The sequence below is a fragment of the Burkholderia sp. BE12 genome, assembly GCF_002959955.1.
Classification (GTDB): domain Bacteria; phylum Pseudomonadota; class Gammaproteobacteria; order Burkholderiales; family Burkholderiaceae; genus Burkholderia.
This window is the reverse complement of the sequence record NZ_PREY01000015.1, coordinates 138,003-150,837: the sequence shown is the minus strand read 5'-3', so window position 1 is coordinate 150,837 and position 12,835 is coordinate 138,003. Positions and strand designations below refer to the sequence as shown.

16 protein-coding genes are annotated in these 12,835 nt (G+C 66.7%); 9 read left to right on the top strand and 7 right to left on the bottom strand.

Annotated elements, in window-relative coordinates; all coding sequences use genetic code 11:
• Nucleotides 1-66: 66 nt before the first annotated feature.
• The 7 genes from dusB (at nucleotide 67) to C4B30_RS18890 (ending at nucleotide 6,585) form a co-directional block, all read left to right on the top strand.
• Nucleotides 67-1,134, top strand: coding sequence for a tRNA dihydrouridine synthase DusB (dusB, locus tag C4B30_RS18920; protein WP_027783571.1), 1,068 nt, complete (start codon nucleotides 67-69; stop codon nucleotides 1,132-1,134).
• Nucleotides 1,131-1,364, top strand: a complete 234-nt coding sequence (locus C4B30_RS18915; protein ID WP_006476892.1) for a Fis family transcriptional regulator — start codon at nucleotides 1,131-1,133, stop codon at nucleotides 1,362-1,364. The genes dusB and C4B30_RS18915 overlap by 4 nt, the downstream gene beginning before the upstream one ends.
• A gap of 44 nt (nucleotides 1,365-1,408) precedes the next feature.
• The gene (gene purH, locus C4B30_RS18910) at nucleotides 1,409-2,974 is read left to right on the top strand and encodes a bifunctional phosphoribosylaminoimidazolecarboxamide formyltransferase/IMP cyclohydrolase (RefSeq protein WP_027783570.1); all 1,566 of its coding nucleotides are present in this window, start codon (nucleotides 1,409-1,411) and stop codon (nucleotides 2,972-2,974) included.
• Between the two features lie 154 nt (nucleotides 2,975-3,128).
• On the top strand, nucleotides 3,129-3,671 hold the full coding sequence (ruvC, locus tag C4B30_RS18905; RefSeq protein WP_027783569.1) for a crossover junction endodeoxyribonuclease RuvC: 543 nt from the start codon (nucleotides 3,129-3,131) through the stop codon (nucleotides 3,669-3,671).
• A 173-nt stretch (nucleotides 3,672-3,844) separates the two neighbouring features.
• Nucleotides 3,845-4,426, top strand: coding sequence for a Holliday junction branch migration protein RuvA (ruvA, locus tag C4B30_RS18900; protein WP_027783568.1), 582 nt, complete (start codon nucleotides 3,845-3,847; stop codon nucleotides 4,424-4,426).
• A gap of 108 nt (nucleotides 4,427-4,534) precedes the next feature.
• On the top strand, nucleotides 4,535-5,608 hold the full coding sequence (gene ruvB, locus C4B30_RS18895; RefSeq protein WP_027783567.1) for a Holliday junction branch migration DNA helicase RuvB: 1,074 nt from the start codon (nucleotides 4,535-4,537) through the stop codon (nucleotides 5,606-5,608).
• 23 nt (nucleotides 5,609-5,631) lie between these two features.
• The gene (locus tag C4B30_RS18890; RefSeq protein ID WP_105132795.1) at nucleotides 5,632-6,585 is read left to right on the top strand and encodes an oxygenase MpaB family protein; all 954 of its coding nucleotides are present in this window, start codon (nucleotides 5,632-5,634) and stop codon (nucleotides 6,583-6,585) included.
• Between the two features lie 87 nt (nucleotides 6,586-6,672).
• Here the strand turns inward: C4B30_RS18890 and C4B30_RS18885 are convergent, their stop codons facing one another.
• Genes C4B30_RS18885 through tyrS form a run of 3 tightly spaced genes read right to left on the bottom strand, consistent with a single transcriptional unit; the run spans nucleotide 6,673 to nucleotide 9,058 of the window.
• Entirely contained in the window at nucleotides 6,673-7,338 is a 666-nt protein-coding gene (locus C4B30_RS18885) for a histidine phosphatase family protein (protein ID WP_027783565.1), read from the bottom strand.
• Between the two features lie 23 nt (nucleotides 7,339-7,361).
• A complete protein-coding gene (dtd, locus tag C4B30_RS18880) occupies nucleotides 7,362-7,820 on the bottom strand; it encodes a D-aminoacyl-tRNA deacylase (protein WP_027783564.1) in 459 nt (152 codons plus the stop codon).
• Nucleotides 7,817-9,058 (bottom strand): tyrosine--tRNA ligase, encoded by a 1,242-nt coding sequence (gene tyrS / locus C4B30_RS18875; RefSeq protein ID WP_027783563.1) that lies wholly within the window; start codon nucleotides 9,056-9,058, stop codon nucleotides 7,817-7,819. The genes dtd and tyrS overlap by 4 nt, the downstream gene beginning before the upstream one ends.
• A 143-nt stretch (nucleotides 9,059-9,201) precedes the next feature.
• Here tyrS and C4B30_RS18870 point away from each other — a divergent pair, with 143 nt between their 5' ends.
• Nucleotides 9,202-10,350 (top strand): anhydro-N-acetylmuramic acid kinase, encoded by a 1,149-nt coding sequence (locus C4B30_RS18870; protein WP_027783562.1) that lies wholly within the window; start codon nucleotides 9,202-9,204, stop codon nucleotides 10,348-10,350.
• A gap of 106 nt (nucleotides 10,351-10,456) precedes the next feature.
• Here the strand turns inward: C4B30_RS18870 and erpA are convergent, their stop codons facing one another.
• The 4 genes from erpA to rplM are packed head-to-tail and all read right to left on the bottom strand — an operon-like array spanning nucleotide 10,457 to nucleotide 11,878.
• Nucleotides 10,457-10,828 (bottom strand): iron-sulfur cluster insertion protein ErpA, encoded by a 372-nt coding sequence (gene erpA / locus C4B30_RS18865; RefSeq protein WP_105132794.1) that lies wholly within the window; start codon nucleotides 10,826-10,828, stop codon nucleotides 10,457-10,459.
• Nucleotides 10,829-10,847: 19 nt separating this feature from the next.
• Nucleotides 10,848-11,036, bottom strand: a complete 189-nt coding sequence (locus C4B30_RS35675; protein ID WP_175888600.1) for a hypothetical protein — start codon at nucleotides 11,034-11,036, stop codon at nucleotides 10,848-10,850.
• Nucleotides 11,037-11,045: 9 nt separating this feature from the next.
• Entirely contained in the window at nucleotides 11,046-11,438 is a 393-nt protein-coding gene (gene rpsI, locus C4B30_RS18860; protein WP_006476904.1) for a 30S ribosomal protein S9, read from the bottom strand.
• An 11-nt stretch (nucleotides 11,439-11,449) separates the two neighbouring features.
• Nucleotides 11,450-11,878 carry a 50S ribosomal protein L13 gene (gene rplM / locus C4B30_RS18855; RefSeq protein ID WP_009687896.1) on the bottom strand — a complete coding sequence of 143 codons (429 nt, stop codon included), beginning with the start codon at nucleotides 11,876-11,878 and terminating at the stop codon, nucleotides 11,450-11,452.
• Nucleotides 11,879-12,189: 311 nt separating this feature from the next.
• Here rplM and C4B30_RS18850 point away from each other — a divergent pair, with 311 nt between their 5' ends.
• Nucleotides 12,190-12,495, top strand: a complete 306-nt coding sequence (locus C4B30_RS18850) for a DUF1090 family protein (RefSeq protein WP_027783561.1) — start codon at nucleotides 12,190-12,192, stop codon at nucleotides 12,493-12,495.
• Nucleotides 12,496-12,835 lie beyond the last annotated feature (340 nt).

The window sequence follows — 12,835 nt, the reverse complement described above, 5'->3', positions numbered from 1 at the left end:
CGGTAAAATGCCCGTTTTCCGCCTTCCCTTCCCCTGCCCGCGCCGGTCGCGGGCGGCGCCATTGCGATGCCCGTTATCGGCCCTCACGTATTGCGTAACAACCTGTTCGTCGCCCCGATGGCCGGGGTGACGGATCGTCCGTTCCGCCAGCTGTGCAAACGGCTGGGAGCCGGTTACGCCGTGTCCGAGATGGTCGCGTCCAACGCGCAGCTGTGGAAAAGCGCGAAGACGATGCGGCGCGCGAACCACGAAGGCGAAGTCGAGCCGATCGCGGTGCAGATTGCCGGCGCCGATCCGGCGATGATGGCCGAGGCGGCCCGCTACAACGTCGACAACGGCGCGCAGATCATCGACATCAACATGGGCTGCCCGGCGAAGAAGGTCTGCAACGTCGCGGCCGGCTCCGCGCTGCTGCAGAACGAGCCGCTCGTGCAGCGGATCGTCGAGGCCGTCGTCGCGGCGGTCGGCACGGGGCCCGATGCGGTGCCGATCACGCTGAAGATCCGCACCGGCTGGGACCGCGAGCACAAGAACGCGATCACGGTCGCGCGCCTGGCCGAAGCGGCCGGCATCTCGATGCTCACCGTGCACGGCCGCACGCGCGCCGATCTGTACCGCGGCGACGCCGAGTACGACACCATCGCGGCCGTGAAGGCGGCCGTGCGGATTCCGGTCGTGGCGAACGGCGACATCACGTCGCCCGCCAAGGCGAAGGCCGTGCTCGATGCAACCGGCGCCGACGCGCTGATGATCGGTCGCGCCGCGCAAGGCCGGCCGTGGCTGTTCCGCGAAATCGATCATTTCCTGCAAACCGGCGAGCTGCTGCCCCCGCCGCGGATCGACGAGATCCAGCACGTGATGAACGAACACCTGGAAGACCACTACGCGTTCTATGGCGAATTCACCGGCGTCCGTACTGCGCGCAAGCACATCGGCTGGTACACTCGCGGCCTTTCCGGTGCCAACGGGTTCCGGCACCGAATGAACACGCTCGATTCCACCCGCGAGCAGCTCGCCGCCGTCAACGCATTCTTCGAGGCGCAAAAGGCGCTGTCGGACCACCTCGTCTACGTCGATGACGAAGCGGAAAACAGTCAGGGCGAGTCGGACGACCATAACCAGTTAGCAGCATGAGCAAGCACAACATCGAACAATGTGTCCGCGAGAGCCTGGACGTGTATTTCCGGGATCTAGACGGCTCCAATCCGCACGACGTCTATGAAATGGTGATGTCCTGCGTCGAAAAGCCGATGCTCGAGGTCGTGCTCGTACAGGCCGGCGGCAACCAGTCGCTCGCCGCGGAGTACCTCGGCATCAATCGCAATACGCTGCGCAAGAAGCTGCAGCAGCACGGCCTGCTGTAGGCGGCCGTCCCGTCCCCGTTTCCCTGGCTATTGGTGGTTCCATCATGATCAAGCAAGCGCTCATTTCCGTTTCCGACAAGACCGGCATCGTCGATTTCGCGAAGTCGCTGTCCGACCTCGGCGTCAAGCTGCTGTCGACGGGCGGCACCGCGAAACTCCTCGCCGACGCCGGCCTGCCCGTGACCGAAGTGGCCGATTACACGGGCTTCCCGGAAATGCTCGATGGGCGCGTGAAGACGCTGCACCCGAAGGTGCACGGCGGCATCCTCGCCCGCCGCGACCTGCCCGAGCACATGCAGGCGCTCGAACAGCATGGCATCCCGACGATCGACCTGCTCGTCGTGAACCTGTATCCGTTCGTCGCGACGATCGCGAAGGACGACTGCACGCTGGCCGACGCGATCGAGAACATCGACATCGGCGGCCCGACGATGCTGCGCTCGGCCGCGAAGAACCACCGCGACGTGACGGTCGTCGTCGATCCTGCCGACTACGCGGTCGTGCTCGATGAAATGAAGGCGAACGGCAACACGGTCGGCTACCCGACCAACTTCCGTCTCGCGACGAAGGTGTTCGCGCACACCGCGCAATACGACGGCGCGATCACGAACTACCTGACGAGCCTGACCGACGAGCTGCAGCACGCATCGCGCAGCGCGTACCCGGCCACGCTGAACATGGCGTTCGACAAGGTGCAGGACCTGCGCTACGGCGAGAACCCGCACCAGAGCGCGGCGTTCTACCGCGACATCGCGACGCCGGCCGGCGCGCTGGCGAATTACCGCCAGCTGCAGGGCAAGGAACTGTCGTACAACAACATCGCGGATTCGGACGCGGCGTGGGAATGCGTGAAGACGTTCGACGCGCCGGCCTGCGTGATCATCAAGCATGCGAACCCGTGCGGCGTCGCGGTCGGCAACGACTCGGCCGACGCGTACGCGAAGGCGTTCCAGACCGACCCGACCTCGGCATTCGGCGGCATCATCGCGTTCAACCGCGAAGTCGACGAAGCGGCCGCGCAAGCCGTGGCGAAGCAGTTCGTCGAAGTGCTGATCGCCCCGTCGTTCTCCGACGCCGCGAAGCAGGTGTTCGCCGCGAAGCAGAACGTGCGCCTGCTCGAGATCGCGCTGGGCGACGGCCACAACGCATTCGACCTGAAGCGCGTGGGCGGCGGCCTGCTCGTGCAGTCGCTCGATTCGAAGAACGTGCAGCCGAGCGAGCTGCGCGTCGTCACGAAGCGCCAGCCGACCGCGAAGGAAATGGACGACCTGCTGTTCGCATGGCGCGTCGCGAAGTACGTGAAGTCTAACGCGATCGTGTTCTGCGGCAACGGCATGACGCTCGGCGTCGGCGCCGGCCAGATGAGCCGCGTCGATTCCGCGCGCATCGCGAGCATCAAGGCGCAGAACGCGGGCCTGACGCTCGCCGGCTCGGCCGTCGCGTCGGATGCGTTCTTCCCGTTCCGCGACGGCCTCGACGTCGTCGTGGCGGCCGGCGCGACCTGCGTGATTCACCCGGGCGGCTCGATGCGCGACGACGAAGTGATCGCGGCAGCCGACGAGCACGGCATCGCGATGATCCTGACGGGCGTGCGCCACTTCCGTCACTGATCGCCGCATGCGGCCCGCGCGGCCGCTGCACGAGAACCCGGCGGCATCATCCCCGCCGGGTTTTTTATTGCGCGGCGCCTTCGCGCACGACGGGGCGACCGGCTTGCCGCACCATTCGTTGTAGTATCGCTGCATCACGCCACTCTCCTCACTCATGCGAATTCTCGGCATCGACCCCGGCCTGCGCGTCACCGGCTTCGGCGTCATCGACGTCAGCGGCCACCAGCTCGCCTATGTCACCAGCGGCGTGATCCGTACGCCGACGGCCGACCTGGCCACCCGCCTCGGCACGATCTTCCAGGGCGTATCGACGCTCGTGCGGGAGCACGCGCCCGACCAGTCCGCGATCGAAAAGGTGTTCGTCAACGTGAACCCGCAGTCGACGCTGCTGCTCGGCCAGGCGCGTGGCGCCGCGATCTGCGGCCTCGTCGCGGGCGGGTTGCCGGTCGCCGAATACACCGCGCTGCAGCTCAAGCAGGCCGTGGTGGGCTACGGCCGCGCGACCAAGACGCAGATGCAGGAAATGGTCACGCGGCTGCTCAATCTGTCCGGCCAGCCGGGCTCCGACGCGGCCGACGCGCTCGGCATGGCGATCTGCCACGCACACGGCGGCAACACGCTCAGCACGCTGGGCGGCCTCGCGCCGGCGCTCGCGCAAAAAGGGCTGCGCGTGCGGCGCGGCAGGCTGGTCGGCTGACGCCGCCGCGCACCGCGGCGCGGCGCATCGGCTCGACCGCGTTGGCGCCTTGACCGTTTTACCCGCGCCCGACATGCCCGCGACACGCGCCGCCTCGGCCTGACGGACGCGCCCATCGGCATTGCGCCGCGCGTGCGCTACACTCGCGCTTTCTTCCTCGCATCCCGTCCTCCATGATCGGTCGCATCGCCGGCATCCTGCTCGAAAAGAACCCACCTCATCTGCTCGTCGACTGCAACGGCGTCGGCTACGAAATCGACGTGCCGATGAGCACCTTCTACAACCTGCCGCAAACGGGCGAGCGCATCGTGCTGCTCACGCAGCAGATCGTCCGCGAGGACGCGCACCTGCTGTACGGCTTCCTGACGCCGCAGGAACGCACGACCTTCCGCGAGCTGCTGAAGATCACCGGCATCGGCGCGCGCATGGCGCTCGCCGTGCTGTCCGGCATGAGCGTGCAGGAACTCGCGCAAGCGGTGACGATGCAGGACGCCGCCCGCCTCACGCGCCTGCCCGGCATCGGCAAGAAGACGGCCGAGCGCCTGCTGCTCGAACTGAAGGGCAAGCTCGGCGCCGACCTCGGCGCGCTCGCCGGGGCCGCGTCGGCATCCGACCACGCGACCGACATCCTCAACGCGCTGCTCGCGCTCGGCTACTCCGAGAAGGAAGGCCTTGCCGCGATCAAGAACGTGCCGGCCGGCACCGGCGTGTCCGACGGCATCAAGCTCGCGCTGAAGGCGCTGTCGAAGGCGTAACGCGCGGTCGATCCGGCCGTCGAAGCCAGTGTCGCGCCGCCGCGCGGTACGCGCCAGTCGGCCGTTCGGCCAGGTGGTGCGCGCTTCGACGCGCGGTACAATGGCCGCATGATTGAAACCGACAAACTCGCCACCGAGCAGCGGATCATCGCCGCCACGCCCACCTCGTCGCACGAGGAGGTGTTCGAGCGTGCGCTGCGGCCGCGCCAGCTCGACGACTACGTCGGCCAGGAAAAGGTGCGCGGCCAGCTCGAGATCTTCATCGAAGCCGCGAAGCGCCGCTCCGAGCCGCTCGATCACGTGCTGCTGTTCGGGCCGCCGGGTCTCGGCAAGACGACGCTCGCGCACATCATTGCGCGCGAGATGGGCGTGAACCTGCGCCAGACGTCGGGCCCCGTGCTCGAGCGCGCAGGCGATCTCGCCGCGCTGCTGACGAACCTCGAGGCGAACGACGTGCTGTTCATCGACGAGATCCACCGGCTGTCGCCGGTCGTCGAGGAAATCCTGTATCCGGCGCTCGAGGATTACCAGATCGACATCATGATCGGCGAAGGGCCGGCGGCGCGCAGCGTGAAGCTCGACCTGCAGCCGTTCACGCTGGTCGGCGCGACCACCCGCGCGGGGATGCTGACCAATCCGCTGCGCGACCGTTTCGGGATCGTCGCGCGCCTCGAGTTCTACGACGCCGAACAACTGTCGCGCATCGTGCGGCGCTCGGCGTCGCTGCTGAATGCGCAGATCGATCCGAACGGCGCGCTGGAAATCGCGAAGCGCGCGCGCGGCACGCCCCGGATCGCGAACCGTCTGCTGCGCCGCGTGCGCGATTTCGCGGAAGTGAAGGCCGACGGCCAGATCACCGCGGCCGTTGCCGACGCCGCGCTCGCGATGCTCGATGTCGATCCGGTCGGCTTCGACCTGATGGACCGCAAGCTGCTCGAAGCGATCCTGTACAAGTTCGACGGTGGCCCGGTGGGGATCGACAACCTCGCGGCGGCGATCGGCGAGGAGCGCGACACGATCGAGGACGTGCTCGAACCGTACCTGATCCAGCAGGGCTTCCTGCAGCGCACGCCGCGCGGCCGCGTCGCGACGCTGCTCACGTATCGCCACTTCGGGCTGTCGGTACCCGATGCGCGCCGCACCACCGAGCGCGACGATTGGGATACCCCCGACGGGAAGTAATCCGTCGCCGAGTCACGCCCGCCATGACGACGCCGCCCGGCCGCCACCCCACCGCACCCGTGCCGGGCCCGCGCTGGGCCGAGCCGATCCGCAAGCGGCTCGTGGCCGGCATCACGCACCTGACCGCCGGCGGCGGCGGCCCGTCGATCGATCTCTCTTCGCCGCCTGGAGACCCGGGGCTGTTCGGCCCCGACGCCGTCTGCTGGCGCGTGCATGCCGATTTCACGTCGATGATGACGGGCGGCATCGCCGCGCTGCTGCTGCAGGCGCTCCACCCGCTCGCGCTCGCGGGCGTCTGGGATCATTCGTCGTTCCGCACCGACATCTTCGGCCGCTTGCGGCGCACCGCCACGTTCATCACGGGTACGACGTTCGGCAGCCGCGCGGACGCGCTCGCGCTGATCGAGCGCGTGAAAGCGATCCACGCGCGCATCGCGGGCAGTGCGCCCGACGGCCGGCCGTACCGCGCCGACGATCCCGAATTGCTGACCTGGGTGCATGTCGCGGAAGTGTCGAGCTTTCTCGCCGCGCATCTGCGTTACGTGAATCCCGCGCTGCCGGGCGAACTGCAGGATCGCTATTACGCGGAGACAGCGCTGATCGCCGAGCTGCTCGGCGCCCGTGAGGTTCCGCGTTCGCGCGCCGAGGTGGCGGCTTATCTCGCGCGGATGCTGCCCGAGCTCGAAGCCGGGCCGCGTACCTTCGACGTGATGTCCATCCTGCTGAATGTGCCGGTCGCGAAACCCACGCTGCGGCCTGCCGCGTCGCTGGTGATGCATGCCGGGATCGACCTGCTGCCGGAGTGGGCGCAGCGCATGCTCGGCGTGTCGACGTTCGCGCCGTTACGGCGCGCGGTAGTCCGACCCGGCATACGCGCCATCGCGCCCGTGCTGCGCTGGGCGCTCGTGAACGGCGCATCCAAGCGTGCGCGCCGCCGCGCGACGGCCATCCCGTCCGACGGCACCCCGCCCGCCTGACGATCCGCCTCCCCGATCATTTCAATTTACTGTCAAATGCCTGTGACAAGCCGACAGGCTTGCACCTGCAGGACGGGGTCGGCGTACTCAGAGCACCTTGCGGTACCCGTCGTCGTCGTCGCTCGCGGCTTCGAGATGCGACACGTCGGCCCACTGCACGACCTGCGCGCGGCCATCCACGTAATCGACGACGTTGATGCTGGTGTTGAGCAACTGATAGTTGCGCGGCGCCGACAGATCCAGACCATTCGCAAAGCGATACACGCAATCGAGCACGCCGCCGTGCGCGACGCACGCGATCCGGCCGCCCGGATGCGCGGCGACGATCGGTTCGAGCGCATGCAGCACGCGGTGATAAAACTCCCGCTGCGACTCGCCGCCCTCCGGCGCGAAGCCCGGATCGCGCGTCTGCCAGGCCGCATACGCGTCCGGAAACAGCGCCTCGATCTCGGTGCTGTCGTGCCCCTGGAACGCGCCGTATGAACGTTCGCGCAGCCCCTCGCGCAGCAGCAGCGGCAGCTCGAGCGCATCGGCGAACGGTTGTGCGGTCTGTTGCGCGCGCATCAGATCGCTCGAATAGACCGCGTCGATCCGCGCGCCGTCGCGCGCCTCGCGCTCGAGCCGGGCGGCCAGCCGCCGCGCCTGCGCGAGCCCGGAATCGGCCAGCGGAATGTCGATATGCCCCTGGATTCGCTTGATGCGGTTCCAGGCCGTCTCGCCATGGCGGATGAAAAGAATCTGCGTGGTGGCCATCGCGGTGCGTCTCCGGGGAAGAATCAGGGCCGCACTTGCAGCCAGAACGTCACGGGGCCGTCGTTGACGAGCGACACCTGCATGTCGGCGCCGAATTCGCCCGTCTCGACGACCGGATGGCGCGCCCGCGCGGCCGCGACGAAATAGTCGAACAGCCGCGCGCCTTCGTCGGGCGGCGCGGCCGGCGTGAAGCTCGGACGCAGCCCGCTGTTGGTATCGGCCGCGAGCGTGAACTGCGACACGAGCAGCAGGCCGCCTGCGCGGCCTGCGCCGTCGATGTTCGACACAGGCAGGTTCATCTTGCCGGCTGCGTCGCTGAACACGCGGTAGCCGAGCATCTTTGCCAGCAGCTTGTCGGCGGCCGCCTCCGTATCGCCGCGCTCCGCGCAGACGAGCGCGAGCAGGCCCGCGCCGATCTCGCCCGTCGTGCGGCCGCCGACACGCACGTCGGCGCGCGTCACGCGCTGGATCAGCGCGATCATGCGGTCAGCGTGACGCGCGCGAAGCGGCGCTTGCCGACCTGGACGACGAACTCGCCGGCCTCGACCTTCAGGCCCTTGTCCGACACGATCGTGCCGTCGATCTTCACGCCGCCCTGCTCGATGTTGCGCAGTGCCTCGCTCGTCGACGGCACGAGGCCGGCCTGCTTCAGCAACTGGCCGATCGCCAGCGGCGCGCCGGCGAGCGTAACCGACGGGATGTCGTCCGGCACGCCGCCCTTCGCGCGGTGGTTGAAGTCCTCGAGCGCACGCTCGGCATCGGGCTGCGAGTGGAACCGCGCGACGATCTCCTGCGCGAGCAGCACCTTGAAGTCGCGCGGATTGCGGCCGCCTTCGGCCTCGCGCTTGAAGCCGGCGATCTCGTCCAGGCTGCGGAACGACAGCAGTTCGAAGTAACGCCACATCAGCGTGTCCGAAATGCTCATCAGCTTGCCGAACATGTCCGTTGGCTTCTCGCTGATGCCGACGTAGTTGCCCTTCGACTTCGACATCTTCTCGACGCCGTCGAGGCCTTCGAGCAGCGGCATCGTCAGGATGCACTGCTGTTCCTGGCCATACTGCTTCTGCAGTTCGCGGCCGACCAGCAGATTGAACTTCTGGTCGGTGCCGCCGAGTTCGAGATCGGCGTTCAGCGCGACCGAATCGTAGCCCTGCATCAGCGGGTACAGGAATTCGTGGATCGAGATCGGCACGCCGCCCTGGAAGCGCTTCGTGAAATCCTCGCGCTCGAGGATCCGCGCGACCGTGTAGCGCGACGCGAGCTTGATCATCCCGTCCGCGCCGAGCGGCATCGACCATTCGCTGTTGTAGCGGATCTCGGTCTTGTCGCGATCGAGCACGAGCGCGGCCTGCTCGAAGTAGGTCTTCGCGTTCGACTCGATCTGCTCGCGCGTGAGCGGCGGGCGCGTCGCGTTGCGGCCCGACGGATCGCCGATCAGCGACGTGAAATCGCCGATCAGGAAGATTACCGTGTGGCCGAGGTCCTGCAGCTGGCGCATCTTGTTCAGCACGACCGTATGGCCGATGTGGATGTCCGGTGCGGTCGGGTCGAGGCCGAGCTTGATGCGCAGCGGCGTGCCCGTGGCTGCGCTGCGCGCGAGCTTCTGCGCGAACTCTTCCTCGATCAGCAGCTCGTCGACGCCGCGCTTCGTGACGGCGAGCGCATGCCGGACTTCGTCGGTGATCGGGAAAACGGGCTTGGAACTGGGTTCGGTGCTCATCGGTGCCAGGAAGAATGTCGCAAAAACAGGGATTTTCCCATAACTTGCGCGCGCATCGCTTAACGACGCGTCACGTTGCGCGGATAATCGGGGCGCAAGGCGCGCGGCACGGGCCCGCGCCGCTCGATCCAGGAGAACCCAACGTGCCGCAACGACAGCCGCAGCATGCCCATCCGGCAGACGGCATCTACTTCGGGCTGATGTCGGGAACCAGCATGGACGGCGTCGACGGCGTCGCCGTGCGTTTCGAGGCGGGCCGCGCGCCGGTCGTGCTCGCGGAAGCGTTCGTCGGCTTCGCGCAATCGCTGCGCGACGCGCTGTTCGCGCTGCAGCAGCCCGGCGACAACGAGATCGACCGCGAATCGCTCGCGGCGAATGCACTCGTCACGCGCTATGCGGTGTGCTGCCACGAATTGCAGCGCACCGCCGGACTGTCGCGCGACGAGATCCGCGCGATCGGCGTGCACGGTCAGACGGTGCGCCATCGGCCGGAACGCGGTTATACGCGGCAACTCAACAATCCGGCGCTGCTCGCCGAGCTGACCCATGCCGACGTGATCGCCGATTTCCGCAGCCGCGACGTGGCCGCGGGCGGCCACGGCGCGCCGCTCGCACCCGCCTTCCATGCGACGGTGTTCGGCGCGCCGGGCGAAACGCGCGTGGTCTGCAATCTCGGCGGGATCAGCAACATCACGATCCTGCCCGGCGCGGGCGGCGACGTGCGCGGCTTCGACTGCGGCCCCGCGAATGCGCTGATCGATGCATGGGCGACGCGCCATCTGGGCAAGCCGTACGACGACGGCGGCAAGTTCGCCGCACGCGGCAGCGTACACGCGCCGCTGCTCGACGCGCTGCTCGACGAACCGTATTTCACCGCGCCGCCGCCGAAAAGCACCGGACGCGACCTGTTCAATCCCGCATGGCTCGATGCGAAGCTCGCCGCGTTCCAGCAGGTGGCGCCGGAGGATGTGCAGGCGACGCTCACCGCGCTCACCGCCGTGTCGGTGGCACGCGAGATCGCGCAGCACGCGCCGGGCTGCAAGGCCGTCTTCGTATGCGGCGGCGGCGCACGCAATCCGATGCTGCTCGACGCGCTCCGGCGCGCGCTGCGCGACGCCGGCGTGCCGGCCGCCGTCGATACGACGGCCGCGCTCGGCGTCCCGCCGCAGCAGGTCGAAGCGCTGGCGTTCGCGTGGCTCGCGTACCGCTTCACCGCGCGCCAGCCCGGCAATCTCGCGAGCGTGACGGGTGCCGCCGGCGAGCGCGTGCTCGGCGCGCTCTATCCGCGCTGATGCGATACCCGCCGCGCGACGGGCGCTGCAAGACGAGCACGCAACAAAAAACGGGGCATCAAGCCCCGTTTTCATTCCGGCGAACCGGTGTAGATCCGACGTGCGCTCAGACCGAGAACGACGAACCGCACCCGCAGGTAGTGGTCGCGTTCGGGTTCTTGATCACGAACTGGGCACCGTTGAGGTCGTCCTTGTAGTCGATCTCGGCGCCGACCAGGTACTGGTAGCTCATCGAGTCGATCAGGAGCTGGACACCGTTCTTGTTCATCACGGTGTCGTCCTCGTTGACTTCCTCGTCGAACGTGAAGCCATACTGGAAGCCGGAGCAGCCGCCACCCTGCACGAACACGCGCAGCTTCAGGTCGGGATTGCCCTCTTCGTCGATCAATTGCTTAACCTTGTCGGCCGCGGCGTCGGTGAAGACGAACGGCAGCGGCATATCGGTCGTCGTTGTTGCGGATTCGGTAACAGCGTTCATTCGAACTCTCCAAGAAGCTTTAGCCGCTATTGTAGGGCCGATCAGAAGATCGTGCTGAAGTCCATGAAATCAATAGGTTCTTGTCGATTTCATCAAGGCCGCCCGCGCGGGCGGCGGCCGCGGCAGCCCGGAAGCAGGCATAAAAAAACCGCCAGCGTGAAAGCTGGCGGTTTTTTTGGCGGACGCCGCCCGAAAGCGGCGAGGCCATGAAGCGAAATTAACGCTTCGAGAACTGCTTTGCGCGGCGTGCCTTGCGCAGACCGACCTTCTTACGCTCGACTTCACGCGCATCGCGCGTGACGAAGCCTGCGCTCGACAGCGACGGCTTCAGCGTCGCATCGTAGTCGATCAGTGCACGGGTGATGCCGTGGCGCACTGCGCCTGCCTGACCCGTTTCGCCGCCGCCGTTGACGTTCACCTTGATGTCGAACGTCTGGCCGTGGTTCGTGAGTTCCAGCGGTTGACGCACGATCATCAGCGACGTTTCGCGCGAGAAGTAGTCAGCGATGGGCTTGCCGTTGACGATGATGTCGCCCTTGCCAGCCTTGATGAAGACACGTGCGACTGCGCTCTTGCGGCGGCCCGTACCGTAGTTCCAGTTACCGATCATGTGGGCTCCCCTTAGATCTCGAGCGCCTTCGGCTGTTGAGCCGAATGCGGATGCGTCGCTTCTGCGTAGACCTTCAGCTTCTTGATCATCGCGTAGCCGAGCGGACCCTTCGGCAGCATGCCCTTGACCGCCTTCTCGAGCGCGCGGCCCGGGAAGCGTTCCTGCATCTTGCCGAACGTCGTTTCATAGATACCGCCCGGGTAGCCCGAGTGACGGTAGTACTTCTTGTCCAGCGTCTTGTTGCCCGTGACCTTCAACTTGCTCGCGTTGATGATGATGATGAAATCACCAGTGTCGACGTGCGGGGTGAACTCAGGCTTGTGCTTGCCGCGCAGACGGCGTGCCACTTCGCTGGCAACACGGCCGAGAACCTTATCCGTCGCGTCAATCACGTACCATTCGCGCGTCACCTCATGGGCTTTTGCGGAAAACGTCTTCATGATCGATCCAAAAAAAATGCTTTGCCCGATGTGTTCTTCCTGCTTGTCTGTGTGCGCTTCGAGGCGCGGTGCAGGCTCTCCCTGTTCTTTTTCCGTGGGCATGAATGCGGAAAAGCCCTGAATTATAAAGGAAATGCGGCTACGCGGTCAAAGAGAATCCACGTCCCGTGTTCGCGACGGCCGAAATGGGCCAAAATCCGATCGTGCCCCGACGAGCCAGGCGAACCGAGCGCCTGGGGAGGCACCCATCGACGCGCGGCACATGACCTTGCCGCGCCAGACCGGCCGAACCCGAAAAACAACAAATCAGCATGATGAAACAACGACTTGCACCCTTCCTCGCGGCCGCCCTGCTGGCCGCCGCGGCGCCCGCCGTCGCCGCCCGCTCCGGCTGCGAAGCCAAGCTCGACGCACTCGACGCGCGCATCGCCGAAGCCCGGACCGCCCACGCCGAAGAGCGCATCGCGCGCCTGCGCGCGGTGCGCGAACGCGTCCGCCACTTCTGCGCGCGCGGCCACGGCCACGCGTCGGCCGCCCATGCGCCGATGCCCGAGGCCGGCTCGCGCGGCACGCCGCCCGACGCGAACTCGCAGCCTGCCGCGCGACAGCCCGCGTGACGGTGCCGGCGCGCGCAAGCCGCGCGCCGATGTTTGCATGGGACGAAAAAAAGCCCGAACGGCTGGTTCGGGCTTAATCCACCTTAGGAGGAGGGTGGAGGAGACATTCGGAGGTTGCCGCAGCGCGACAACCAATGAGGTTCATTATACGAATGCCCTGCGGACTTCACAAGAAAATTTGCATTACGAAATCAAATCCCACGATATGAGATTTCGACCAGCAAGCTTACGAAAATGAATTGTCGTTTAAAATCAAAAACATAATCACGTCGGACACGACCTAAAACCGTCCTCCCCTAGAGCAAAACCCCTAAACTCGACAGGGAAATCGCCGCTCGCC